This window comes from Pseudomonas sp. SCA2728.1_7 (assembly GCF_018138145.1).
Classification (GTDB): Bacteria; Pseudomonadota; Gammaproteobacteria; order Pseudomonadales; family Pseudomonadaceae; genus Aquipseudomonas; species Aquipseudomonas koreensis_A.
In genome coordinates, this window is record NZ_CP073104.1 from 144,850 (window position 1) to 170,672 (window position 25,823).

Here is a 25,823-nt window from a genome sequence, read left to right on the forward strand (position 1 = left end):
CCCTCTCCTGGGGGAGAGGGCTAGTGTGAGGGCAGCTGTTTCGGCACCCGCCACTTAGCCAGTGACACTACCTTCCGGTGTTTTTCCAGCAAACTCATGCGCGTTGAACGCCTAGGGCTCAAGCATCAGGGGCCGCCAGACGATCGGAGCAACAACAAGTATTGCGTTGTGCTGCTTAAGGTCGTGCGTTTCGTGGCTCGCGGGTTCAGGTGAGTGTTTTTTCTCCGTGTCTTGCAGTTCGTCAGCGGGGGGCTTTTCGATGTCGCAGGCAACGTTATCCATGGGTCTTTCGCCAGATGATTACAGGCAGGCAACTATTTGATCTGCACGATTACCTTGCCTTTTGCACGGCCCTGTTCGACGTAAGTCAGGGCTTCGCCCGCTGACTCGAAGGCGAAGGTGCGATCCAGCACAGGCTTTATTTCGCCGGCTTCAATCAGGGTGGTGATTTCTTGCAGTTGTGCGCCGTTGGCCCGCATAAACAGGAAGCTGTAACGAACATCCTGCTTGCGCGCCTTGCGCCGAATACTCAGGCTCAGCAAGCGCATGACTTGCCGTAGCGGCCAGGCCAGGCCCTGCGCTTTGGCGAACTCGGCAGTTGGCGGGCCTGAGATGGAAATCAGCTGACCACCCGGTTTGAGTACCTTCAGCGAGTTTTCCAGAACGTCGGTGCCGAGGCTGTTCAGCACCACGTCGTAGTCGCGCAGTTCCTCCTCGAAGTGCTGCTGTTTGTAATCAATCACCACGTCTGCGCCCAACGCTTTTACCCATTCGACATTCGCGGTGCTGGTGGTGGTCGCGACAACAGCGCCGAGGTGCTTGGCCAGTTGAATGGCGATGGTGCCGACACCGCCGGAACCGGCGTGAATCAAGACCTTCTGACCCTTTTGCAAACGGGCGATGTCGACCAGCGCTTGCCAGGCTGTCAGGGCAACCAAGGGAATGCCGGCGGCTTGCTCCATACTGAGGTTGGCGGGCTTCAACGCCACGGCGTTTTGCTCGACGGCGATTCGCTCGGCGAACGTGCCGATCCGCTGTTCGGGCACGCGCGCATACACCGCGTCGCCGGGCTTGAAACCCTTGACCGCTGCGCCAACCGCAATCACCACGCCGGCACAATCGTTGCCCAGCACCAAGGGGAATGAGTACGGCAGAATCAGTTTGAATTCGCCGCTGCGAATCTTTGAATCGAGTACGTTGACGCTGGCCGCATGGACTTCAATCAGCACGTCATGGGCGCCCGGCAGTGGCTCGGGCACGTCGCCAATACGCCCGTTCTGCTTGCCGTAGCGATCGATAAAATAAGCTTTCATGGTGGGGGCGGCTCTCACGGTTTTGGGGGAGGCGGCGCTGCCTGAGCAGATTGGCTCAGCTGTCGAGAAACGCCTGCGCCTTGCTGACAAAGTCAGCGTAGTTCTGGAATATCGCGCCGTGTCCGGCGTCTTCATAAATGATCAATTGCGCGTAGGGAATCCGCTTCGCCAGGTCAATCGAGTTGACCGTGGGCACCATGATGTCGCTGTCACCGTTGACCACCAGCGTCGGGATTTGCAGGCCGCCAAGGTTCTGTGGCGTCTGTTTTCCCCATGCCTTGATGGCTCTCAACTGCCGTAGAAAAGCGCTGGGTGTCGGACGCTTGTCGCGATCTTTGCGGCGTTCTTTCAAACGTTGCAGAAAGTCGGTCGCGGCCCGCCGTCCGTTGGCAGTTGTGGTGAAAAACAGATGGAACTTGGGATCGCGCAGGGTCAACAAACCCTTGAACATCAGTGGCCAGGAAACCGCACCGACCTTGGCGATACCGACTCCGCCAGCAGGTCCGGTGCCGGTCAGAATCAGGCGCCGCACCAAGACAGGTTTTTTCAGCGCGATGTCCTGAGCAACGAATCCGCCGAGGGAAAAACCCAGCAGATCGACGCTGGTGAATTCCAGCGCAGCGATCAAGTTGATAACGTCGTCGGCCATCTGCGCGACGGTCAGTGGCGCGGTGCCGCCTGAGCCACCGACACCGCGATAGTCAATGGCGAGCACGCGCCGGGTTCGCGCCAGACCATCGACGATTCGCGGGTCGAAGTCGTCAAGTGCTGCGCCCCAATGATTGAGCAGGATCAGCGGCACCGCCGATTTGGGGCCGAGGTCGCGAAAGGCGAAGGCCGTGCCGCCAACCAAAATCGATTGGTTGGCGGCGTTGATGAACGGCATTTGTTCCATTGGTTTCACGCCAGATAGCGCTGCGCGACTGCCGACTGGCGGATCTGTGCCAGCAGGCCCTGCCGCGCGGTCTGCAAGGTATCCCAGCGCTCACCTTCATGCAGCGGCGGAATGGTCACCGGCTCGCGACGATCAAAACCGACCAGCGCCGCATCGACCAGGTCGCTGACTTCCATGATCTCGCTCAAGGTGTTGATGTCGATGCCCGCGCGATCCCAGATCTCGGTACGCGTCGCGGCCGGCAGCACGGCTTGCACGTAGACGCCCAACGGCGACAGTTCCAGGCTCAACCCCTGAGACAGGAACAGAACAAATGCCTTGGTCGCGCCATAGACCGACATGCCGAACTCCGGGGCCAGACCGACCACCGAGCCGATGTTGATAATCGCGCCGTCACCGGCCTTCGCCAGACGGGGAGCGATGGCGCTGGCGAGCCGCACCAGTGCCGTGGTGTTGAGGGCGACCAGATTGGCCACTTTGTCGGTGCTCTGCTCAATGAAGTTGCCGGACTGCGCAGCTCCGGCGTTATTGACGAGGATGCCAATGCGCGCATCGTCGCGCAGGCGCGTTTCGACGGTGGCCAGGTCTTTGAGTTGGGTCAGGTCGGCCTGAAGCACATCAATGTTGACGCTGTGCTCGCTGCGCAGTTTCGCGGCGAGTGTTTCCAGACGCACCAGGTCGCGGGCGACCAGCACCAGGTCATGCCCGCGTTGGGCGAAACGTTCGGCGTAAACCGCGCCGATGCCGGTCGAGGCGCCAGTGATCAGAACAGTAGGGTGGGCGTTCATAGGGTCATCTCTTTTCACAAAAACGATTAAGGAGAGGCAGTAAATGCGCTGGGGCTCGGCTTACTGAGCAGCAGCGCTCCATTCCGCCAGGGTCGGGTAGTCGATGTAGCCTTCCGCACCACCGCCATACAGGGTGGCGGGGTTGAAACCGGCCAACGGCGCACCGGCCGCCAGGCGCTCGACCAGATCGGGATTGCCAATGAACGGGCGACCGAAGGCGATCAGATCGGTCTGGTCTTCGGCAATCCGCGTGTTCGCCAAGTCGAGGTCATAGCCGTTGTTGGCGATGTAGGTGTTTTTGAAACGCTGGCGCAGAGCGCCGAAATCGAACGGCGCGACATCGCGCGGCCCGCCGGTTGCGCCTTCGACCACGTGCAGATAAACGATGCCCAGCGCGTCGAGTTGCTCGACGATGTATTCGAATTGCCCTTGCGGGTCGCTGCTCGACACCCCGTTGGCCGGCGACACCGGCGAGAGGCGAATGCCGGTGCGATCTGCGCCGATCTCGGCGACGACCGCTGCCGTCACCTCCAGCAACAAGCGCGCACGATTTTCAATCGAGCCGCCGTAGGCATCAGTGCGCAAGTTGGCGCCGTCCTTGATGAATTGATCGAGCAAATAGCCGTTGGCACCGTGGATTTCCACACCATCGAACCCAGCGGCGATAGCGTTGACCGCTGCCTGGCGGAAATCGTTGACGATCCCCGGGAGTTCGCTGATCTCCAGTGCTCGTGGCGCGGAAACGTCTTCAAAGCGGTTGTTGACGAACACTTTGGTCGTCGGGCGTATCGCCGAGGGGGCGACAGGTGCGGCGCCGTTTTCTTGAAGATCAACGTGTGAAACACGACCGACATGCCACAGTTGCAGGAAGATCTTCGCGCCTTTTTCGTGCACCGCAGCGGTGACCTTGCGCCAGCCATCGATCTGCGCCTGCGTGTAAATCCCCGGGGTGTCCTGATAGCCCTGGCCCTGTCGGGAGATCTGCGTGGCCTCGGAGATCAGCAGGCCAGCGGAGGCGCGCTGACTGTAATAGGTGGCCGCGAATTCACTGGGCACGAAGCCTTCGCCCGCTCGATTGCGGGTCAGCGGGGCGAGAACGATTCGATTCGCCAGCGTCAGGGAGCCAAGCGTGTACGGCGTGAACAGATTTTGATCGGTCATGGGGGTTGATCCGTGCCTGTGAGTGAGCAGCGATAACTTCTGCAATTAGGATGATGATCGAAATCTAAACTGTCAACGGTTTTGATTATGGCTGACATCTATGTATCATCTGCGCATGATTTTTCAGCGGAGGTATTGCACGTGAGAGTCACCAAAGCCCAGGCGCAGGCAAACCGCGAGCACATCGTCGAGACCGCTTCGGTGTTGTTTCGTGAGCGCGGTTTCGACGGTGTCGGCGTCGCGGACCTGATGGCGGCGGCCGGATTCACCCATGGCGGTTTCTACAAGCACTTCGGCTCGAAGGCCGACCTGATGTCCGAAGCCTCGGCCAACAGCCTTGCGCGCTCGTTGGCCAGTGCCGAAATGCTCGATGTTCAAGGCTTCATCGACGCTTATGTGTCGAAAGAACATCGGGATGGACGAGGTAGCGGTTGCACCATGGCCGCTTTGTGCGGCGACGCTGCGCGTCAGTCTGACGAAGTGAAAACGGCATTTTCCGACGGCATCGAGCGCACGCTGCAGACGCTTGGCGACAAGTACCCGACAGGGCCCGACGCGGCATCTGGTGAGGGGCGAGTGAAAATGATCGACATGCTGGCGCGTGCGGTGGGCGCGATTATTCTCTCGCGTGCCTGCCCGGATGACTCAGCGCTGGCCGATGAAATACTTGCGGTATGCCACGCTGAAATGACCGCGTCATTGCTGATATCTGCCGACAGAGCAGAAGTGACTGGTTGATTGGTATTGTCCTTTTTGAGTTGACGGTGAAACGCTTTTCAGCCGATTTATCCCGTCCCTGTGCGTCAGTAATCTGTACCCAACTTGAACGCAACAACAACTTCAAAAACTCAAAAGGGACGCAGACCATGACCACTCCAACCTACAACCGCCTGAACAAAGACGACGCCATCGTGCTGCTGGTTGATCACCAGACCGGCCTGATTTCCCTGGTGCAGGACTTCTCGCCGAACGAGTTCAAGAACAACGTGCTGGCCCTGGCCGATCTGGCCAAGTTCTTCGAACTGCCGACCATCCTCACCACCAGTTTCGAACAAGGCCCGAACGGCCCGCTGGTACCGGAACTGAAAGAGATGTTCCCGGACGCGCCGTACATCGCTCGTCCAGGTCAGATCAACGCCTGGGACAACGAAGACTTCGTCAAAGCGATCAAAGCAACCGGGCGCAAGCAGATCATCATTGCCGGTGTGGTCACGGATGTCTGCGTAGCGTTCCCGACCTTGTCGGCGCTGGCGGAAGGGTTTGATGTGTTTGTGGTGACCGACGCTTCCGGCACCTTCAACACCACCGTGCAACAAGCCGCGTGGAGCCGTATGACTCAGGCCGGTGCGCAGATGATGAACTGGTTCTCGGTGGCGTGTGAGCTGCACCGCGACTGGCGCAACGACATTGAAGGGCTGGGTAACTTGCTGTCGCAGCGAATCCCCAACTACCGCAATCTGATGAACAGCTACTCGGCGCTGACGGCTCCGCAGAAGTAAGCCAGCGCGATGTAAACGAAAAGCCTGCCCTGAAAAGCAGGCTTTTTGCGTTTTTCTGCCGCTGCGCCTATCAGAACGGCGTTTCTAGACGGTCGACGGCATCCCTTCCTTTTCGCCGCCTCGGCCTTTGAACGCCAGTGCGAAACACAGCAGAACCACCACCGAAAATCCTGCCGGGAACAGCCATATACTTCTCCAGTCGTGGCCGTTTTGCGCGGTGAAGTGGTCAGTGATCTGACCCGCCACCCAGAATCCGATGAGCATGCCCACCCCATAAGTCGCCAAGGTGATCAGGCCCTGAGCCGAGCTGCGGAAGCGCTCGGGCGCTTTGGCATCGGTGTAGATCTGCCCACAGACGAAGAAAAAGTCATAACACACGCCATGCAGCGCAATACCGATCAGCAGCATGAACGCTTGGTCACCATTGTTGCCGTAGGCGAACAACACATAGCGCAAGGCCCAGGCCAGCATGCCGACCAGTAAGGCAATCTTGATGCCGAAACGCTGGATGAACAGGGGTAGCAGAAGCATGAACAGCACTTCGGAGACCTGACCGAGGGCCATCTTCGCAGTGGGGTTGGTGACACCGATTTCAGCCAGAAACGGATTGGCATTCTGGTAATAGAACGCCAGAGGAATGCAGATCAGGATGGACGCGAGAAAGAACACCAGATAGCTGCGATCCTTGAGCAGGCCCAACGCGTCCGCCCCCAGCATCTGTTTGATGCCTGGCGCATCGGCGGTGGATTTCAACGGTGCGGTTTTCGGCAGGCTGAAGCTGTAGAGCCCCAACACCAGCGAGGCCACGGCAGACATGAGGAATGTGTTGCGCAAACCGCCGGCGGCGATCGCCTGTTGAGCGTCCCAGGCAAAGCCGAAGCTGATCACGATGCCGGCGACGATCCAGCCAACGGTGCCCCACACGCGGATGCGGGAAAACTCCCGGGCCGGGTCTTTGATCTGTCGGAAGGCTACCGCGTTTACCAAGGCCAGTGTCGGCATGTAGACCAGCATGTAGGCCAGCACATAGGGATAAAACGCGCTGAAATCAGTTGCCCGATAAAGCTGAAAGAGCAGCACCGCGCCCAGCAGGTGCAACACCGCCAGAATGCGTTCGGCATTGAAAAATCGATCTGCAACAAGCCCAACGACAAACGGCGCAATGATCGCGCCCCACGACTGCGTGGAGAACGCCATACCCACCTGGCCGCCGCTTGCTGCAAGTGTCGTGGTGAGAAAGGTGCCGAGGGTGACGAACCAGCCGCCCCAGATAAAAAACTGCAGAAACATCATGACGCTGAGTCGCGCATTCATTACGTTCATTTCAATCACCGTATTATTTTTATGTCGGTAACAGCGTGGTAATCAGCGTTCGCCAAGGCCCAGCAGACGCCGGTTGGATTGCTCGTCAGCGCTCACACCGGCGAAATCGTCGAATGCCTTGCGGGTTCGGGTGATTATGTGTCGTTCGATGAAGGCCGCCCCTTCGGCAGCGCCTTGTGCCGCGTCTTTCAGGCAGCATTCCCACTCCAGCACGGCCCAGCCGTTGAAGTCGTATTGAGTCAGTTTGCTGAAGATCGCCTTGAAGTCGATCTGGCCATCGCCCAGTGAACGAAACCGGCCCGGGCGATCAACCCAACCCTGATAGCCGCCGTAGACGCCGGATCGCGCGTCGGCGTGAAACTCCGCGTCCTTGACGTGGAACATGCGGATGCGCGCGTGGTAGCGATCGATGAAGCCCAGGTAGTCCATTTGCTGCAGCAACAGATGACTCGGGTCATACAGAATCGCCGCGCGTGGATGATGATTCACCGCTTCGAGGAATTGCTCGAAAGAGGCGCCATCGTGCAAGTCTTCGCCAGGGTGGATCTCGTAGCAGAGGTCGACACCGGCCTCATCGAAGCACTCGAGGATCGGCAACCAGCGTTTTGCCAATTCGGCAAAGCCCTGTTCCACCAGACCCGCAGGACGCTGCGGCCACGGGTAGACGTACGGCCAGAGCAGGGCGCCGGAAAAGGTCGCGTGGGCGGTCAGCCCCAAGCGCTGACTGGCGCGTGCCGCGAGTTTCAACTGGTTGATCGCCCATTCGGTGCGTGCTTGCGGATTGCCACGCAGCGCTGCCGGGGCAAAGTCGTCGAAAAGCGCGTCGAACGCCGGATGCACCGCGACCAGTTGGCCTTGCAGGTGTGTCGACAGCTCGCTGATCACCACGCCGGCCTTGGCGCATACGGCGATGAGTTCGTCGCAGTAATCCTGACTGTCGGCGGCGCGTTCAAGGTCGATGAAGCGCGTGCCGAGGGTTGGCAACTGAATGGCTTTGTAGCCTTGAGAAGCGGCCCATTGCGCGATGTTGGCCAAGGTATCGAAAGGCGCTTCGTCGGCGATGAATTGGGCGAGAAAGATGCCGGGCCCGCGCATCCCGCTCGGGCGTTGTTGGTTAACGTTCATTGGCGGTTGCTCCATTGGCAAGGTCAGGTATTGCAGTCCATTTGGCTTCGCCACAATGATTGGCGATGGCGGTCTCGATGAAGGCCATGCCACGCAGCCCAGTGGCTATACCGGGAACGCCCGGTGCGTCAGGACCGCTCGCACCGTTGAAAATGGCCTGCGCGAGGTCACCGTAGAGATTGGCCATGGCCTCGAGGTAGCCTTCCGGGTGTCCGGCGGGCAAGCGCATGCGCCGCGTGGCGTTTGCGCACAGCCAAGGTTGACCAAGGCCCGAGCGCAGCACGCGCATCGGTTCATTCAAGGGTCGATGGATCAGACTGGCAGGCTCTTCCTGACGCCATTCCAGCCCGCCCTTGTCGCCATACAGACGAATCTTCAGCGGGTTTTCTTCGCCGGCGCACACTTGGCTGGCGATCAATACGCCGCTGGCGCCGTCGGCCATTTTGAACAGCATCGAGGCGTCGTCATCCAGTTGGCGACTGCTCAAATGTGACCCGAGCATCGCGCTGATGAACTGGATGGGTTGACCGGCGACAAACTCCGCGAGGGAAAACGCGTGCGTGCCGATGTCACCGATGCAGCCACCGATGCCGGATTGTTCAGGATTGTCGCGCCAGCCCGCCTGTTTGTTGCCTTCGCCAGCCACATCGCTGCTGAGCCAGCCTTGCGGGTATTCGACGAGGACTTTGCGCAGCCGCCCGATTTCACCGCTGGCGACCATCTCGCGTGCCTGCCAGACCATCGCGTACCCCAGGTAGGTATGTGCCAAGGCGTAGATCCGCTGGCTGTTGTTGACCACGCGGGCCAAGTCCTGCACTTGCGCCAGATTGAGCGCTGCAGGCTTTTCACTGAACACATGGAAACCCGCACTCAGTGCTGCACTGGCGATAGGGGCGTGCAGGTGATTGGGCGTGACGATCACCAGCAGTTCCATGCGCTGATCGGTCGGCAGTGCGTGTTCGGCGGCCAGCATGTCTTGCCAGGCGTCATAGCAGCGTTGCGCAGGCAGCCCAAGCGCCGCACCACTGCGTTGATTGTTGTGGGCGTCGCGGCTGAACGCACCGCAGACCAGTTCGAAGCGTCCATCGAGGCCGGCGGCTTGCCGGTGTGCCTGGGCGATGAAGGCGCCTTCACCACCGCCGACGAAGCCCATTCTTATTTTTCGACCTGCAGCAATCATGGCAATTGTCTCAGTGAATTCATGCGGAACATTGATGATGTAACCGGTTACATCGTCGGCGAAATCTAGGCCTGAAATCAGCGAGTGTCAAACCGTGTCTGACGAATGCCAACGTTTCGGCGCGTGACGCTGTGCGGTAAGCTCGACGGCCAATTTGATTGAAAGAGCGAGGCAGTCTTGTCCAATATCCGCGAAGTGGCACGGCTGGCGGGTGTCTCGGTGGCAACGGTGTCGAGAACATTGAAGTCCCCCGAGCGGGTGCTGCCCGATACCCGCGAGCGGGTCATGGCCGCCGTCCAGCAAACCGGCTATCGACCGAATTTGATGGCGGTGCAGTTTCGCTCGCGTAGAACGGGAAACCTGGTGATTCTGGTCCCGACCATTGCCAACACCTTTTTCGCCAGAGTGATCAGCGGCGCACAAAAAGCCGCGCAGGCCGCCGGTTACCGGTTGCTGTTGTGCGACACCCAGGGCCAGGCATCGCTTGAGCGCCAGTTCGCTGATCTGGTGCACGCCCATCAAGCCGATGGCGTCATTCAGTTGCGCGCCTATGATCCCTTCGAAGAATCTGCCGCCGAGCCTGCACTGGCCCCGATCGTCAATGCCTGCGAAGTCATCCGGCACGGACGGCATCCAACGATCAGTCTGGATAACGTTGCGGCGGCGAAAGCCATGACCGAGTACCTGATCGCGATGGGGCATCAGCGTATCGGACTGATCAAAGGACCCAAAGGCAGCCCGCTCACGCGTGATCGTCTGGCGGGGTATGAGGCGGCCCTGCGCGATGCCGGTCTCGCGCTGGATCACACGCTTATCTGTCACGGCGATTTCACGCTCGACGCGGGCTATTCGGGTGCCGGCAAACTGCTCGCGCTCGACAGCCGACCGAGCGCGCTATTTTGTGAAAATGACGAAATGGCCATCGGCGCGCTCAAGCGCATCAAAGAGCAGGGGCTGCGCGTGCCGGAGGATATTTCTCTCGCCGGATTCGACGATATTCCAATGGCCGCGTACTGCGATCCACCGCTGACGACCATTGCCCAACCCGCCGAAATGTTCGGCGAGAAAGCCGTGGAAATGCTGATTGCGCTGATCGAGAAACAGCCGTTGCCGCAACGGCATGTGGTATTGCCGTTCGCATTAACCAAGCGCGACAGCACGGCGCGGGTTGATCAAGCGGGTAGCTGAACCACTGAATTCCAAGCCGACGCAACCAAGCGATAGCACGAGCAAAAAAAACCTGTGGCGAGGGCGCTTGCTCCCTCGCCACAGTCATGGTGGATCCTAATAGCTCTGAAAAAAACAGGCGACTATCGAACCGCGTAAACCTTGCGCACATAGCGCGTACTCTTCCACGCGCAGAATGCGCCGCGCGGTACGAACACGCTGTCGCCGGTATCGACCATAACGCTCGATCCGTCCGGCGCGAGTAATGCCACGCTGCCCTCGATCAGGTGCATCAACTCATTGAGTGGGTGTGCTCGGCCGCGGCGTTCGTAGGGCGTCGAATCCCACACACCGACACGCAGATCGGTTACCGGATCTTCGAAGGCATTGCGGGAGCGGCATTGTGGTGTCGCGCCAATCAGAATCTGTTCTGGTGGCGCCGCCGACGGCGATAGCATCGCCAACGGATCGAGGCCGGTGAGGCCGGGTGTCGGGGTGTCAGTGGTCATCGCACAGAAAGCCCATTGCGTTCCGACCTGAGCCTCTATTCGCAGCGAGGTGCCACGGCCGATCACTGCGCTGCTGCCGACAGTCAATGCCAATGTCTGTTCGCCGGCTTTCAGCCGCACGTGCCCGGCATGCACGACAATAGTTTCGGTGTGCGCAAAGTCCTCGATTTCCATCGACTCGCCAACCTCAACGATGCCTGCACTGATGCCGTCAGCACCGTGCCAAGCGACGCGTCGGCCGGCGGCAAAAGGATCTCTGGCGCTCAACGCCATCTGTTCGAAAGACGTAGCGATGCGGCCACCGTCGGCGCGAGCCAACAGCAGAACAGTAGGTTGCGACATACGAAGAACACTCCATTAGAAAACGTTGAGGCATTGCAACAGCGCAATCAACCGATGGCTTGGGTAACCAGAGCAAACTGGCGCATCCCATTGGCGGCCGCAGGAGGCGTGCCCCGGGCCATTTGCGCGACGGTGTCGATCTGCTTGAGTCCGGCTGTTTCCAGCCATTCGGCGAGGCCACAATCGGCCGGAATGTCGATGCGCACAAAGGCGTCCAGCACTTGGTTCAACAATGTGCCGATCAAGTACTCTGCTTGTTCGAGGTTTTCAGCAACCACCGGGCCTATGCAGCGGCCGCGTCCGAACGGGCGCATCAGCGCGAAGGCGCGTAACTGGCCGTCGCGGTGAATGCCGACGGACTGTTCCACCACCGGCGCCAGGTCGTCCAGCACCGCGCGCCGATCCAGACCGCTGGCAGCGTTCGCCAGCGTCACCAGTTGTTGCTGATCCGCAGCCGTCAGCGCACGACATGCTTCGCCCTCGGCCAGCGCGGTCAGCGCCGGTGCGTGCGCCTGGCCCTGATGTTGCTGGATCCTGCCAAACTCGACAAAGCCCTGACTGGCATACAGCGGCGCACCGGCGAGGGTCGCATTCAACATGGGCGTTCGCGCCTGGCAGGCATCGAGGGCTTGCTCCATCAACTGGCGTCCGATGCCTTTGCCCTGGTAGTCGTCGCTGACGATGACCAGCCCGATGGTGGCGAAATCACCTTGCGGGCAGGCGAATGCCGTACCGATCAACCGTTCGCCATCAAGCACGACGAAACCGGCACTGACCCGTTGCAGCATCGCCCAGTCGTCCAGTCGATGCGGCCATTTCAACTGAACGGACAAGGCATGGGCGGCGCAGAGATCGGCGGCGGTCATCGGGCGATAAACATAAGCGGACGGGTGTGAGGCGGACATGGCGAGTCTCCGTTGAACAATGTGCGCGAGCGCCCGGTTTTGCGGCGCGATGGTGCCTGTATCCCATCTGTGTGCAGCGCTGACAAGGGGCGATCGCGCATTCGGCAGATTCGGCGAGACGATGCCCGCAAGACCACACTTACTACTTATTTGCACGGCAAGGTCGGCAGCAAATGCTTGGGCTTTTTTTCTACGATGGAGGCCTGAGTAATGACTCGCCGGCCCCTCTTCTGGAGTGCTCCATGAATAGCTTCGATCCCCGCCTTATCGCTGTTCGCAGCGCCCACTTCATTGACGGTCAATACCGCGATGCGCATTCAGGGCTGGAAGTGGTTCGCCCCTCCGACGGCCAGGTTTATGCCGAACTGCCGGTGGCGGATGCCGACCTGGTGGACGAAGCCGTCAATAATGCCTGGCAGGCCTTCAATCGCAGCGACTGGGCCAGCCGTCCACCGCGCGAGCGGGCGCGGGTGATGCGGCGCTGGGCGGATCTGATTGAGGCGGACGCGGAGATTCTTGCGCCTCTGGAAGCTGTCGGCTCAACCCGCCCGCACAAAGATGTGATCGCCTGGGATATTCCCTATGTGGCCGAAGGCATTCGTTTTTTTTGCCGAGCTGGCGGATAAGCATGGCGGTCAGGTCGCCGCCACCCAGACTGATCGCCTGGGCATGCAGATTGCTGAACCCTACGGGGTGATCGCCGCCATTGCGCCATGGAATTTTCCGCTGAGCATGGCGTCCTGGAAGGTCGCGCCAGCCTTGGCTGCGGGCAATGCCGTGGTGCTCAAACCTTCAGAGCTGACGCCGTTCTCCAGTCTGCGCTTTGCTGAACTGGCGTTGCTCGCGGGGCTGCCGGCCGGCATCTTCAACGTCGTGCAGGGGGATGGTCGTGTGACGGGCGACGCGCTGTGCCGGCATCCGCGTGTGGGTAAAGTGACGTTCACCGGCTCCACGGCAACCGGTTCGAGCATCATGTCGACGTGCGCACTGGTCGGGCCCAAACCGGTCACACTGGAACTCGGTGGCAAAAGTCCACAATTGGTCTTCGCCGATATCCCCGACATTGCCAAAACCGCGCGCACCGTGGCCTTGGCAATTACCGGTAACGCTGGCCAGGTGTGCGTCTCTGGCTCACGGCTGTTGATTGAGCGCTCGATCATGGAACCCTTCCTGGCGCACTTGCAGGCTTACTTCGAGACGCTGCGTCCCGGCCCTACCTGGTCGTCGCAAAGCACGCTGTCACCGATCATTTCGCGCCTGCAGGCCAGTCGTATAGATGGCATCGTCCAGCGTTCGCGCCAGGCCGGTGCCGAGGTGTTGACCGGCGGCGGGCTGTTTGAAGAGATGGGCGGTGCTTACTATCAACCGACGTTGCTGACCGGGGTCGACAATCAGAATCCGGCGGTCTGCGAAGAGATCTTCGGGCCAGTGCTGACGGTGCAGGCGTTCGATGACGAGGAGCAGGCACTCAGTCTGGCTGCGCACGCCACTTACGGTCTGGCCGCGGGCGTACACACCGCCGATATCAATCGCGCCTTGCGCCTGGTGCGCAAACTGGAGGCGGGGACGGTGTGGGTCAACCGTTACGGGCGCAGTAACGATTACATCCTGCCCACAGGTGGCTATAAACGCTCCGGTATCGGCAAGGACCTGGGGCGCGAAGCGTTCGAGGCCAATCTGCGCTTCAAGAGTGTGCTGATCGACATTGTTCAGTAATGCCGATCAAACCGTGGGAGCGAGTTTGCTCGCGAAGCGGGCGTCTGAGGCGACATTGATGTTGCCTGACACAGCGCTTTGCGAGCAGGTTCGCGCTCGCAGAGATCGGGTCATCCAGTGGCATCAGTAACGCTTGCATCAGCCGCCAAACGGGCGCGTCCTTAGGGACGCGCCCGTTTTCGTTTTGCGCGGCGCAGTTTCTGCGGTGAATGCCGCAAAACCAGCGCGCACACAGCCAAAGGAGGTCCATAAGGGCGCACAAATACAGGGTTTGCCCAACGCTGGAGCGAGCCGCAAAGTCTGCTGAGGCAGGTGGCCAAAACGGTGGTTTGTATCGAGCAGAGGTCGCTTTTAACGCCATCTGCTGAATTCACAGTGTTGTAATGACGGTGTGCTGCAGCGTTGCATCACCGCTTGCCAATCAAGCGAATGCTGGCCGCGCCATGACCTCAACGAACTTCAGGATCGCACCCAATGAGCTTTCTTCGTCCCAAATTCATTACGTTCGACTGCTACGGTACGCTGACCAATTTCCACATGGGCACCATGACGCGCGAACTCTTCGCCGATCGCGTGCCAGCGGAGCAGATGGACCAGTTCGTCAAGGATTTCTCGGCTTATCGCCTGGATCAGGTCATGGGCGACTGGATGCCTTACGACGAGATTCTCAAGACAGCACTGGCGCGTACCTGCAAGCGTTGGGGCGTCGAGTACCGCGACGAAGGTCAGCTGTACTACGACGCTGTGCCAACCTGGGGCCCACACGCGGATGTGCCGGCCGGTCTGTCGAAAATTGCCGACAAGATCCCGCTGGTGATTTTTTCCAACGCCAGCGACAGCCAGATCATGTCCAACGTCGACAAACTCGGCGCGCCGTTTCACAAGGTCTTCACCGCTGAACAGGCACAAGCCTACAAGCCACGCCTGGCGGCGTTCGAGTTCATGCTCGACAACCTTGGCTGCGGCCCGGAAGACATCTTGCATGTGTCCTCCAGCTTCCGTTACGACTTGATGCCGGCACACGACATGAAGATCAAGAACAAGGCCTTCGTCGCCCGCGGTCACGAAGTCCCGGGCAATGCGTTTTACGGCTATCAGCAGATCACGGACATCGGCGGGCTGCCGGCGCTGGTCGGTCTCTGAGTTGCATCGGCATCGGCATTTTTTCTGGCATAGGCGAATCAGACATGGGCAGTGAATCCTACTGGCTCGACACCGCGCCGGCCTTCTCCGGTGGGCAACTCGGCGCATTGCCCGCGCAGGTCGATGTGGCCGTCGTGGGGGGTGGTTTCACCGGGTTGGCCGCGGCCCGCGCCTTGGCGCTCAAGGGTGCCAGTGTGGTGGTGCTCGAAGCCGGGCGAGTGATCGGCGAAGCTTCGGGGCGTAACGGTGGGCAATGCAACACCGGAGTGGCCCAGGATTACGCCGGCCTCAGTGCCAGCCTCGGTGCGGACAAGGCGCGCACCTATTACCAGGCCTATGAGCGAGCAGTGCAAAGTGTTGTTTCGCTGGTGGAGCAGGAGCAGATCGCCTGCGACCTGATCCGCAACGGCAAGCTGAAACTGGCCGCCAAACCCATGCACTACGAAGGCCTGGCGCGCACTTGTGAGCTGATTCGTCGTGAGGTCGATGCCGATGTCGAGTTGTTGTCCGCCGAGCAGACCCGCGCTGAAGTGAATTCGGCACAGTTTCACGGCGCTCTGCTGCAACGCAACGGCGTGCAAATGCACGTCGGCCGCTTCGGCGTCGGCTTGGCCGAAGCGGCGGCGCGGCACGGTGCTCTGATCCATCAAGGCACTTCGGTGCTGGATTGGAAGGCCAAGGCCGGCGGCTATCAGGTCAATACCAGCAAGGGTTCGCTGCACGCCGGGCAGGTGCTGCTCGCCACTGGCGCTTGTCAACACGGCGGCTTGAGCTGGTATCGGCGGCGCATCGTTCCGGTCGGCAGTTTCGTCATCGCTACCGAGGTATTGCCAGACGCGTTGATCGAACAATTGCTGCCGTGTCGTCGCGCCTATGTCACCAGCCGCATGATCGGTAACTACTTTCGCCTGACCCCGGACAACCGTTTGCTGTTTGGCGGCCGCGCGCGGTTTGCCATGTCCGACAGCGTCAACGACGCCAAGAGCGGCAAGGTTCTGCAAGCCGCCATGGTGCAGATGTTCCCGCAATTGGCCGAGGTGAAGATCGACTACTGCTGGGGCGGACTGGTCGACATGACCTCCGATCGGCTACCTCGGGCCGGTCAGCATGGCGGGGTTTTTCACTCCATGGGTTACAGCGGCCACGGTGTACAGATGTCGGTGCACATGGGCCAGGTCATGGCCGAGGTGATGGCGGGTAATGTCGAGGTCAATCCGTGGCGCGAACTTGAATGGCCAGCCATCCCCGGGCATTTCGGCAAGCCTTGGTTTTTGCCGTTCGTGGGCGCGTATTACCGCTTTCAGGATTATCTGCATTGAGTTGCTGTTGTGGCGTCACCGTCGTTTGCGTTTCAGGACGTTCCGGTCAACCGGAACACTCGAGCCTTCTCATCTTCGACAGGTAGCACTGATATGACTGACAACAAGAACGACTCACCCCTGATCTCCGGCGAAGAAAGCCTGCGGGTTTTCGAGGGCCTCAATCGTGGCATGTCACGCCGTCATGCCCTGCAAATGCTCGGTGTCGCGGGGGTCGCCGCGGCGGGCGCCGGCAGCCTGTTTGGCGCCGCCGGCAAGCTGTTCGCCGATGAAGCGGCAACACCGGGCAAAGGCAAACCGGGCGGGCGCATTCGTGTCGCCGGGATGTCCAGTTCCACGGCGGACACCCTCGACCCGGCCAAAGGCGCGTTGTCCACCGATTATGTGCGCCACTACATGTTCTACAACGGCCTGACCCGATTCGACTCGCATCTGGTGCCGCAACTGGAACTGGCTGAGCGCATCGACAACACCGACGCCACCGTGTGGACCATCACCCTGCGCAAAGACGTGACCTTCCACAACGGCAAGACCCTGAGCGCCGCCGACGTGGTGTTTTCGTTGTCGCGACACAAGGACCCGCTCACCGGTTCGAAAGTCATGCCGCTGATGGAGCAGTTCGTCGAGATCAAGGCTACCGGCACCAACGAAGTACAGATCCGTCTGAGCGCCCCCAACGCAGAGCTGCCGTCGATTCTCGCGGTGTCGCACTTGCTGATCGTTCCCGAGGGCACCACCGACTTCAATCAGGGCATCGGCACCGGGCCGTTCAAGGTCAAGGAATTCAAACCGGGCGTGCGTTCGGTGGCTGCGCGCAACACCGGTTACTGGAAACCAGGCCTGCCGTACCTCGACGAAATCGAGTTCATCGCCATTGGTGACGAACCGTCGCGGGTCAACGCGCTGCTTTCCGGCGACGTACACATGATCAATGAGGTCAATCCGCGTTCTACCACCCGGATCAAGGCCAGTGCCAAGCATCGGGTCGTTGATGCGCCGTCGGGCAACTACACTGATTTGATCATTCGTCAGGATCAGATGCCCGGCAAAAGCGCCGAATTCACCCAGGCGATGAAGTATCTGCTCGACCGCGAGCAGGTCAAATCGGCGGTATTCCTTGGCTTTGCCGTGGTCGGCAACGACCATCCGATTGCGCCGGGTTCGCGCTATTACAACGCCGACCTGCCACAAACCGTCTATGACCCGGAAAAAGCCCGGTTCCTGCTGAAGAAAGCCGGGATGGAAAACATCAGCATGCCGCTGGTCGCTTCGCCGGCCGCCACCGGTTCAGTGGACATCGCGGTGCTGTTGCAGCAATCGGCGAAACAGGCCGGGCTGAAACTCGACGTCAACCGCCTGCCGAGCGACGGCTATTGGTCCAACCACTGGATGAAGCACCCGCTGAGCTTCGGCAACATCAACCCGCGGCCGAACGCCGACGTGATGTTCTCGCAGTTCTTCCAGTCGAAAGCGCCGTGGAACGAGTCCGGTTGGCAGAACGATCAGTTCGACCAACTGCTGATGCTCGCCCGCGCCGAAACCGACGACGCCAAGCGCAGCAAGATGTACGCCGATATGCAAACGCTGGTGCACGACCACAGCGGCATCGGCGTGCCGGTGTTCATCAGCAACATCGATGGCGTTGACCAGCGCATCAAAGGCTACAGCAGCAATCCGCTGGGCGGCTTCATGGGTTACATGTTCGCCGAGCAGGTCTGGCTGGACGCTTGATAAGCCGTCGGTTTGAGCGGCAGTAACAGTGCAGGAGGACAGGCGATGAACAGCAACACCTTGTGGTTGATCGGCCGGCGCATGGGCGCCGCGATCGTGACGTTGTTGATTGTGTCCATGGTCGTGTTCGCGATCACGGCGGTATTGCCGGGCGACGCCGCGCAACAATCGCTTGGGCAGTTCGCCACGCCGGAGCAGGTCGCGGCGTTGCGCCTGAAACTGGGACTCGATCAGCCCGGCGTGTTGCGCTACTTGCACTGGCTGATGAACTTGCTCAGTGGTGACATGGGCCTGTCGGTTTCCAACGCCATGCCGGTGGGTGAGTTGATGGCCGGGCGCGTCCCCAACACCTTGATGCTGGCCGGCGCTACCGCACTGGTTTCGGTACCGGTGGCGCTGATTCTGGGCATCGGTTCGGCGATGGGTAGGGGCGGGCGACTCGACAGCCTGCTGAGCTTTTTCACCCTGGCCATGGTCGCCGTTCCGGAGTTTCTGGTGGCGACCCTGGCGGTGTTGATCTTCGCGGTAAACCTGGGTTGGTTATCGGCGCTGTCCTATGCCAGCGACATCACTTCACCGTGGCAATTCATGCGCACTTACGCTTTACCGGTGATGACCCTGTGTTGCGTGATCGTCGCGCAAATGGCCCGCATGACCCGCGCAGCGGTGATCGATCAACTCGACAGCCCTTACGTGGAAATGGCCCGGCTCAAAGGGGTCAGCCCGATCCGTATCGTACTGCGGCACGCCTTGCCCAACGCCATCGGGCCGATTGCCAACGCCATCGCCCTGAGCCTCTCCTACCTGCTGGGCGGGGTGGTCATCGTCGAGACCATCTTCAACTATCCCGGTATCGCCAGCCTGATGGTCGATGCCGTGACCAACCGTGACATGGCACTGGTTCAGGCCTGCACCATGTTGTTCTGTACAGCGTATCTGGGGCTGGTGCTGCTCGCTGACCTGTGTGCCATCCTGTCCAACCCGAGGCTGAGAAACCAATGAACAATCTCATTGTGAAATCGACGCCTTCAGCGCCCGACCTGTCGGTGGGCAAGGTGTCCCATGGCCCGGCCTGGCTGGGTCTGATCGGTGCTGCGATGTGCCTTCTGTGGTTGCTGGTGGCAATGTTCGGCCCGTGGCTGGCACCCCATCCGGTGGGCGAAGTGGTGTCGGACAATGTCTTCGACAGCATCAGTGCCCTGTACCCGTTCGGCACTGATTATCTGGGCCGTGACATGCTCAGCCGGGTGCTCGTCGGCGCCCGCTTCACGGTGGGCCTGGCGTTGATTGCGGCGATATTGGCCAGTGGCCTGGGCACCAGTTGCGCGCTGCTGTCGGTGGTGTCGCCAAAATGGCTGGACGAAGTGATCAGTCGCCTGATGGACGCGTTCATCTCGATCCCGAGCAAGATGCTCGCGCTGATCATGGTCTCGGCGTTTGGTTCGTCGGTGATGTTGCTGGTATGCACCGCCGTGCTGAGCTTCGCTCCCGGGGCCTTTCGCATTGCCCGCAGCATGGCCGTGAACATCGAGGCTTTGGAATACGTGCAAGTGGCGCGTACCCGTGGCGAACGGCGCCTGTACATTGCCTGTGTGGAAATCCTGCCGAACATGCTCAACCCGGTGCTGACCGATCTGGGCCTGCGGTTCGGCTTTATTGTGTTGCTGCTCAGTGGCATGAGCTTCCTTGGTCTGGGCGTGCAGCCACCCGACGCCGACCTTGGTTCGCTGGTGCGCGAAAATATCGGTGGACTCAATCAGGGCGCGCCGGCCATCGTCATTCCGGCACTGGCAATCGGCACCCTGACCATTGGCGTGAATCTGTTTATCGACAGGCTGTCGTCTCGCCGCAGTCGCCGTTCGGGAGGTCATTGAAATGAGCCAATTGATTCGAGTCGAAGACTTGCGGGTGGTCGCGTGTGGCGAGCGCGGTGAAAGCGAAATCGTCAAAGGCGTGAGTTTCGCCCTGGAAAAAGGCGAAGTATTGGCGCTGATCGGTGAGTCCGGGTCGGGCAAAACCACCATCGCCCTGGCCTTGCTCGGGTACGCCCGGCGTGGCTGCCGTTTGTCCGGCGGCGTGGTGCAGGTCGGTGAGCACGACATGCTGGCCCTCAGCGAAAAAGAACTGCAGAAGCTGCGCGGCAACCGCGTGTCGTACATCGCGCAGAGCGCGGCGGCAGCGTTCAATCCGGCAAAAAGACTGCTCGATCAAGTGGTGGAGGGCGCATTGATTCACGGTTTGGGCACCCGTGCGGTGCTCGAGGCCAAAGCCATCGCGTTGTTTCGCGACCTCGCATTACCGAACCCTGAGCGCATTGGCCAACGTTATCCGCATCAGGTGTCGGGCGGGCAATTGCAACGGGTGATGGCGGCGATGGCGCTGATCAGCGATCCGCTGCTGGTGGTCCTCGATGAACCGACCACCGCTCTCGATGTGACCACCCAGATCGACGTGTTGCGTGCCTTCAAGCGGGTGGTTCGTGAACGGGGTGCGACCGCTGTCTACGTGTCCCACGATCTGGCGGTGGTGGCGCAAATGGCTGACCAGATTGTGGTGCTCAATGGCGGCCGGATATTCGAACAGAGCGCTACCGCGCCGTTGTTGAAGGGGCCGGCCCATGAATACACCCGCAGCCTGTTGGCCGCCGCGCGCCCGGACACCTCGATCCGGCCACCCTGCGGCATTGCCGAAGAGCAACCGCTGCTGACCATCAAAGGCCTGACCGCAGGCTACGGCAACAAGAACACGCACGGCATGCCGGCGATCCGCGTACTGGAAGACATTGATCTGACCGTGCGTCGCGGGCAGGCCATTGGCGTGATCGGTGAGTCCGGTTCCGGCAAGTCGACGCTGGCGCGGGTGGTGGCGGGGTTGCTGTGTCCGGCGCTGGGCGGGTTGACCTTCGATGGTCAGCCACTTGGCGGCTGCCTGTCCGAGCGCACCGACGAGCAGTTCCGACGGATACAGATGGTCTTTCAAAACGCCGATACCGCGCTTAACCCGATGCACAGTGTCAGCACCATCCTCGGTCGGCCGCTGAAAATGTATTTCGGCCTCAAGGGCGCGGCGTTGCACGAACGAATCGGCGAACTGCTCGATCTGGTGCGTTTGCCCCGAACCCTGGCCGAACGTCGCCCGAATGAACTGTCCGGCGGGCAAAAACAACGGGTCAACCTGGCGCGTGCGCTGGCGGCAAAACCGGATTTGATCCTGTGCGATGAAGTGACCTCGGCACTGGACACGGTGGTGGGTGCGGCGATTCTCGAACTGTTGCGCGATCTGCGTCAGGAGCTGGGCGTTTCGTACCTGTTTATCAGTCACGACATCTCCACCGTTCGCGCGCTGTGCGATGACATTGTGGTGATGTACAGCGGCCACAAAGTTCAGGCCGGGACGCGTCAGGCATTTGCCCAGCCGCCGTTTCACCCCTACACCGACATGCTGATTCATTCTGTCCCGGAACTGCGCCAGGGCTGGCTGGAGAATTGCGGCACGACGTGTGGGGAACTGCCGCCGGTGGGGGCCAGATCCGACGAACCAGAACTGTGTACGTTTCTCGACCGCTGTCCGGTGCGGGTCGATGGACTGTGCAATCGCAGCGCGCCGCCGCGTCACAGCATTGACGGCGGCAGTGAAATTCTCTGTCACCACGACAGCGTCGAACTGCTGAAAACCCAGCGCGATGTCATCAATCTGAGTCAGGGAGCCTATGCATGAGCGGGCGTTTTGTAAGGCTGGCCGAACAGGGGCGACCTAGTGTCAACCTGACGGTGGACGGTGCGCAGGTGCAAGCGTTGCAGGGTGACACGTTGATGGTTGCCGTACTGACTCACGGCAATGCCTTGCGTCAATCGGAGTTTGATTCAGGTCGACGCGCCGGGTTCTGCCTGATGGGCGCCTGCCAGGATTGCTGGGTCTGGACGCGCAGCGGCGAGCGTTTGCGCGCCTGTTCCAATGAAGTGCGTGAAGGCCTGGACATTGTCACCACGCAACCGGAGGCAAAATGGCCATTGCACGCATAGTCATTGTCGGCGCCGGGCCGGCGGGCATTCGTTGCGCCGAAACGCTGGTGGCGGCCGGTTTCAAACCGACGCTGATCGATGAAAATCGCCGCGATGGCGGACAAATCTATCGTCGCCAGCCCGAGGGATTCACCCGCAATTACGCCACGCTGTACGGCAGCGAAGCGCATAAGGCGCAAGACCTGCATCAGAGCTTTGATCGCCTGCGCGAGCGGATCGACTATCGCCCGGACACCCTGGTGTGGAACCTCACGCCGGGACAATTGTGCTGCGTCAGTCAGGGCCGGCACTCGACGCTGGATTACGACGCGTTGCTGCTCTGCACGGGGGCCACTGACCGGCTGATGCCGATTGAAGGCTGGCAACTGGCGGGCACTTACAGCCTTGGCGGGGCGCAGATTGCGCTCAAGTCGCAAGCGGTGTCGATTGGTCGCAGCGTTGTGTTCATGGGCAGCGGGCCGTTGCTGTATCTGGTTGCCAGTCAGTATGTGAAAGCCGGGGCGACGGTGGCCGCGGTGCTGGACACCTCGCCGCTGCACAAGCGTATCGGCGCACTGCCGAAATTGCTCGCGCGCCCGGGCGTGCTGTTGACCGGGATGAAATTGTTGGCGCAGTTGTATCGGGCAAAGATACCGGTGCATCTCGGCGTCGAGCCGTTGCAGGTACTGGGTGATTCAGCCAGCGGCGTCAGCGGCGTGCGGATACGCACCGGTAAAGGTGAAACGCTGAGTCTGGATTGCGACGCCGTGGCGCTGGGTTATCACTTGCGTCCGGAAACTCAGTTGGCGGATCTGGCGGGATGCCGGATGGCGTTTGACCAGGCGTCCGGCCAGTGGTGGGTGGCGGTCGACGACGCGGGGCGCACGTCGGTCAGCGGTGTCTACGCTGCCGGCGACGGCGCGAAGGTTCGCGGTGCCGATGCGGCTGAGCACGCCGGGCGACTGGTGGCCATGGCCTTGCTGGAAGATTTGAACCAACCGGTAAACGCCGGTCTGCGTGACCAACAACGGCAGGCGCTGGTGGTGATGGAACAGTTTCGTCTTGGCCTGGCGCAAGCCTTTCCCTGGCCTGCGCAGCAAGCCGCGGCGTTGCCGGACGCTGCCATTGTCTGTCGGTGCGAAATGATCAGCGCCGGTGAGCTGCGCCGCACTGTCAGCGAGAAGGGCGCCTGTGAGGTCAACCGTGCCAAAGCGTTCAGCCGGGTCGGCATGGGCCGCTGTCAGGGCCGTTATTGTTCCCAGGCCGGGGCCGAGGTGATCGCGGCAGCGGCGGGTGTCAGCGTGCAGCAGGTCGGTCGACAACGCGGCCAGGCGCCGGTCAAACCGCTTTCGATGTTCACCGAGGAGGTGTCGCCATGACTGTTGAAAAAGCTGATGTGGTGATTGTCGGCGGTGGCTTGATGGGCTCGGCGGCAGCGTTTTTCCTGCGTCGTCGCGGGCACTCGGTGATCCTGCTTGAGCGTGACCAGATCGGCCAGTACGCCAGCGGTGTCAACTTCGGCAATGTCCGTCGTCAGGGCCGCTATCTGGGGCAACTGGAACTGGCCAACCGTTCATGGGCATTGTGGAAGCGCTTGCCGGAACTGATCGATGACGATCTGGAGTTCATCGCCAGCGGGCACATGCGCGTGTGTTATCGCGACGACGAAATTGCCGAACTCGAGGCGTATGCCAACGCGCCGGAAGCGGCGCAACTGGATCTGCAAATCTACCGTGGCCAAGCGTTGCATGAGCGCTTTCCCTTCCTTGGCCCAGACGTCAAGGGTGGCTCTTACGCTCCGCACGATGGTCACGCCAATCCACGCCTGGCGGCACCTGCATTTGCCCGGGCAGCACGGCGTCTGGGGGCGCGGATCGAGGAACAGACTGAAGTGGCCGAAGTGCAAAAGGTTGCTGGCGATTTTCGCGTCAGCACCACCGATGGCCGCCAGTTCAGCGCGGCACAGTTGTTGATTACTGCCGGTGCGTGGGGGCAGAAGCTGTCGCAACAATTCGGCGAACCGGTGCCGCTGGACACCCACGGCCCGCAAATGGCCGTGACCGAGCCGGTGCCGTACGCGTTGCCGACGGTGATTGGCGTTTACACTAAAATTGCCGAGGAAGTGATCTATTTTCGACAGATTCCGCGCGGCAACATCGTCATCGGTGGCGGCTACCGCAGCAAGCCGGACATGCTCAATCGCCGCGCCTATTTCGAGCCGCGCAGCCTGCTCAATCAGATGGCACAGATGCGGCGCCTGCTGCCAGGTGTCGGCAATCTGAACATCATCCGCGTCTGGAGTGGCATTGAAGGTTATCTGCCGGACTCCTTGCCGATCATGGGACCGAGCGGCACGGTTGACGGTTTGTTCTATGCCTTCGGGTTCTGCGGTCACGGCTTCCAGCTTGGCCCTGGCGTGGGTGACGTCATGGCCGAACTGATCAGCACCGGCAGCACCAGCACTTCGATTGAACCGTTCTCCATCCGCCGGTTCGCCACCCTGACCGAGCAACGGAGCAAAGCCTCATGAAGCCGCGCGTACTGGAGATTCTCAAGCGTTTGTTGGCGTTCGACACAGTCTCTTCGCAGTCGAACATGGCCCTGATTGACTACGTCCGCGAATTGCTGCTGAGCAAGGGCATCGAGTCGCTGATCGTCAAAGACGAAACCGGCAAGAAAGCCAACCTGTTCGCCAGCACCGGCCCGCAAACCTTGCCGGGTATCCTGCTGTCCGGGCACACCGACGTCGTGCCGGCGGCAGGGCAGGCGTGGACGCTTGAGCCGTTTCAGGCGACGCTGCAGGACGGGCGAATTTACGGGCGCGGCAGTTGCGACATGAAGGGTTTCATTGCCTTGGCCATCGACGCGATGCTCGACGCTGCCGACCATTCGCTGAACCGGCCTTTGCAACTGGCATTGTCCCACGACGAAGAAACCGGCTGCGTCGGTGTGCGGCGCTTGCTCGACGTTTTGCATCTGGCTCCGGTGCGCCCGTTTCTGTGCCTGATTGGCGAGCCGACCAACATGCAGTTCGTACTCGGGCACAAGGGCAAGGGCTCCTATCGCACCTACTGTCGTGGCCTGGAAGCGCATTCCTCACTGGCGCCTCGCTCGGTCAATGCGATTCACGTGGCTTGCGACTTTATCGCCGCACTGCGCGACAGTCAGCGCCAATTGCAGGAGCAGGGCGCACAGGATACGGATTACGACGTGCCTTACACCACGGTGCATGTCGGTCAGATTGGTGGCGGGCGGGCCCTGAATATCGTGCCCAATCTGTGCACTCTGGACTTCGAGGTGCGCAACTTGCCGGCCGATGATCTGGACCAGTTTCTCGCGCAGATGCAGGAGCGCGCCGAGCTGATCGTGCGCGAGGCGCGTTTACTGTCGAGCGTCGCCGCCATCGAGATCGAAACGCTGAACGTCTATCCTGGGCTCGACACGCATCCGAGCGTCGAAGCCGTGCGCTTTCTGAAAAACTTCGCCGCGCCGGATACCGGTGTGTCCAAGGTGTCTTTCGGCACGGAAGGCGGTTTGTTCAAGCAGCGTCTGGATGTGCCGGTGGTGGTGTGCGGGCCGGGTTCGATCGAGCAGGCGCACAAGCCCGATGAGTTTATCGAGGTCAGTCAGATGGAGGCCGGGGAACGCTTTCTTCAGGGTTTGCTGGGGTCGCTGAAACAATGACGGTGTCTGTAGGTGCGAGCGC

22 protein-coding genes and 1 pseudogene are annotated in these 25,823 nt (G+C 60.8%); 14 read left to right on the plus strand and 9 right to left on the minus strand.

Annotated features, from left to right (window positions below; genetic code table 11):
* Nucleotides 1–314: 314 nt before the first annotated feature.
* From KBP52_RS00490 to KBP52_RS00505, 4 genes are read right to left on the minus strand one after another with little or no spacing between them, the layout of a single operon-like run.
* A complete protein-coding gene (locus tag KBP52_RS00490; protein WP_212621717.1) occupies nt 315–1,313 on the minus strand; it encodes an NADP-dependent oxidoreductase in 999 nt (332 codons plus the stop codon).
* Nucleotides 1,314–1,368: 55 nt separating this feature from the next.
* Nucleotides 1,369–2,208, minus strand: a complete 840-nt coding sequence (locus tag KBP52_RS00495) for an alpha/beta hydrolase (protein ID WP_212621718.1) — start codon at nt 2,206–2,208, stop codon at nt 1,369–1,371.
* A 5-nt stretch (nt 2,209–2,213) separates the two neighbouring features.
* Nucleotides 2,214–2,996, minus strand: a complete 783-nt coding sequence (locus KBP52_RS00500) for an SDR family oxidoreductase (protein WP_212621719.1) — start codon at nt 2,994–2,996, stop codon at nt 2,214–2,216.
* Nucleotides 2,997–3,056: 60 nt separating this feature from the next.
* Complete coding sequence (locus KBP52_RS00505) at nt 3,057–4,157, minus strand: alkene reductase (protein ID WP_212621720.1); 1,101 nt, start codon at nt 4,155–4,157, stop codon at nt 3,057–3,059.
* 141 nt (nt 4,158–4,298) lie between these two features.
* On the opposite strand from KBP52_RS00505, the gene KBP52_RS00510 reads away from it, so the two are divergent.
* Nucleotides 4,299–4,895 (plus strand): TetR family transcriptional regulator, encoded by a 597-nt coding sequence (locus KBP52_RS00510; RefSeq protein WP_212621721.1) that lies wholly within the window; start codon nt 4,299–4,301, stop codon nt 4,893–4,895.
* A 128-nt stretch (nt 4,896–5,023) separates the two neighbouring features.
* On the plus strand, nt 5,024–5,656 hold the full coding sequence (gene ycaC / locus KBP52_RS00515) for an isochorismate family cysteine hydrolase YcaC (RefSeq protein WP_212621722.1): 633 nt from the start codon (nt 5,024–5,026) through the stop codon (nt 5,654–5,656).
* 84 nt (nt 5,657–5,740) lie between these two features.
* On the opposite strand, the gene KBP52_RS00520 is transcribed toward ycaC, so the two are convergent.
* Genes KBP52_RS00520 through KBP52_RS00530 form a run of 3 tightly spaced genes read right to left on the minus strand, consistent with a single transcriptional unit; the run spans nt 5,741 to nt 9,284 of the window.
* On the minus strand, nt 5,741–6,979 hold the full coding sequence (locus tag KBP52_RS00520) for a nucleoside permease (RefSeq protein WP_212621723.1): 1,239 nt from the start codon (nt 6,977–6,979) through the stop codon (nt 5,741–5,743).
* Nucleotides 6,980–7,021: 42 nt separating this feature from the next.
* Nucleotides 7,022–8,104 (minus strand): sugar phosphate isomerase/epimerase family protein, encoded by a 1,083-nt coding sequence (locus KBP52_RS00525; protein ID WP_212621724.1) that lies wholly within the window; start codon nt 8,102–8,104, stop codon nt 7,022–7,024.
* Nucleotides 8,094–9,284, minus strand: a complete 1,191-nt coding sequence (locus KBP52_RS00530) for a Gfo/Idh/MocA family oxidoreductase (RefSeq protein WP_212621725.1) — start codon at nt 9,282–9,284, stop codon at nt 8,094–8,096. The genes KBP52_RS00525 and KBP52_RS00530 overlap by 11 nt, the downstream gene beginning before the upstream one ends.
* Before the next feature lie 177 nt (nt 9,285–9,461).
* Between KBP52_RS00530 and KBP52_RS00535 the strand changes: the two genes are divergently transcribed.
* On the plus strand, nt 9,462–10,472 hold the full coding sequence (locus KBP52_RS00535) for a LacI family DNA-binding transcriptional regulator (RefSeq protein WP_212621726.1): 1,011 nt from the start codon (nt 9,462–9,464) through the stop codon (nt 10,470–10,472).
* A gap of 122 nt (nt 10,473–10,594) precedes the next feature.
* Here KBP52_RS00535 and KBP52_RS00540 read toward each other — a convergent pair whose 3' ends face one another.
* Nucleotides 10,595–11,302 carry a cupin domain-containing protein gene (locus tag KBP52_RS00540; protein ID WP_212621727.1) on the minus strand — a complete coding sequence of 236 codons (708 nt, stop codon included), beginning with the start codon at nt 11,300–11,302 and terminating at the stop codon, nt 10,595–10,597.
* 47 nt (nt 11,303–11,349) lie between these two features.
* Nucleotides 11,350–12,207, minus strand: coding sequence for a GNAT family N-acetyltransferase (locus tag KBP52_RS00545; protein ID WP_212621728.1), 858 nt, complete (start codon nt 12,205–12,207; stop codon nt 11,350–11,352).
* Nucleotides 12,208–12,449: 242 nt separating this feature from the next.
* On the opposite strand from KBP52_RS00545, the pseudogene KBP52_RS00550 reads away from it, so the two are divergent.
* The 11 genes and pseudogenes from KBP52_RS00550 to argE all read left to right on the plus strand — a co-directional run bounded on the left by KBP52_RS00550 (nt 12,450) and on the right by argE (nt 25,801).
* Nucleotides 12,450–13,923, plus strand: a pseudogene (locus KBP52_RS00550) (aldehyde dehydrogenase family protein).
* A 474-nt stretch (nt 13,924–14,397) separates the two neighbouring features.
* Nucleotides 14,398–15,066, plus strand: a complete 669-nt coding sequence (locus tag KBP52_RS00555; RefSeq protein WP_016987768.1) for a haloacid dehalogenase type II — start codon at nt 14,398–14,400, stop codon at nt 15,064–15,066.
* Between the two features lie 44 nt (nt 15,067–15,110).
* The gene (locus tag KBP52_RS00560) at nt 15,111–16,385 is read left to right on the plus strand and encodes an FAD-binding oxidoreductase (protein ID WP_212621729.1); all 1,275 of its coding nucleotides are present in this window, start codon (nt 15,111–15,113) and stop codon (nt 16,383–16,385) included.
* A gap of 93 nt (nt 16,386–16,478) precedes the next feature.
* Complete coding sequence (locus tag KBP52_RS00565; RefSeq protein ID WP_212621730.1) at nt 16,479–18,116, plus strand: ABC transporter substrate-binding protein; 1,638 nt, start codon at nt 16,479–16,481, stop codon at nt 18,114–18,116.
* A gap of 45 nt (nt 18,117–18,161) precedes the next feature.
* Complete coding sequence (locus tag KBP52_RS00570) at nt 18,162–19,118, plus strand: ABC transporter permease (RefSeq protein ID WP_077572462.1); 957 nt, start codon at nt 18,162–18,164, stop codon at nt 19,116–19,118.
* Complete coding sequence (locus KBP52_RS00575; protein ID WP_016987772.1) at nt 19,115–19,990, plus strand: ABC transporter permease; 876 nt, start codon at nt 19,115–19,117, stop codon at nt 19,988–19,990. Before KBP52_RS00570 ends, KBP52_RS00575 begins: the two co-directional genes overlap by 4 nt.
* A 1-nt stretch (nt 19,991) precedes the next feature.
* The gene (locus KBP52_RS00580) at nt 19,992–21,833 is read left to right on the plus strand and encodes an ABC transporter ATP-binding protein (protein ID WP_212621731.1); all 1,842 of its coding nucleotides are present in this window, start codon (nt 19,992–19,994) and stop codon (nt 21,831–21,833) included.
* Complete coding sequence (locus KBP52_RS00585; protein ID WP_016987774.1) at nt 21,830–22,138, plus strand: (2Fe-2S)-binding protein; 309 nt, start codon at nt 21,830–21,832, stop codon at nt 22,136–22,138. The genes KBP52_RS00580 and KBP52_RS00585 overlap by 4 nt, the downstream gene beginning before the upstream one ends.
* A complete protein-coding gene (locus KBP52_RS00590) occupies nt 22,120–23,496 on the plus strand; it encodes an FAD-dependent oxidoreductase (protein ID WP_212621732.1) in 1,377 nt (458 codons plus the stop codon). The genes KBP52_RS00585 and KBP52_RS00590 overlap by 19 nt, the downstream gene beginning before the upstream one ends.
* The gene (locus KBP52_RS00595; RefSeq protein ID WP_116029663.1) at nt 23,493–24,647 is read left to right on the plus strand and encodes an FAD-binding oxidoreductase; all 1,155 of its coding nucleotides are present in this window, start codon (nt 23,493–23,495) and stop codon (nt 24,645–24,647) included. The genes KBP52_RS00590 and KBP52_RS00595 overlap by 4 nt, the downstream gene beginning before the upstream one ends.
* Nucleotides 24,644–25,801: an acetylornithine deacetylase gene (gene argE / locus KBP52_RS00600; RefSeq protein WP_212621733.1), complete on the plus strand. Its 1,158-nt coding sequence runs from the start codon at nt 24,644–24,646 to the stop codon at nt 25,799–25,801. Before KBP52_RS00595 ends, argE begins: the two co-directional genes overlap by 4 nt.
* Nucleotides 25,802–25,823 lie beyond the last annotated feature (22 nt).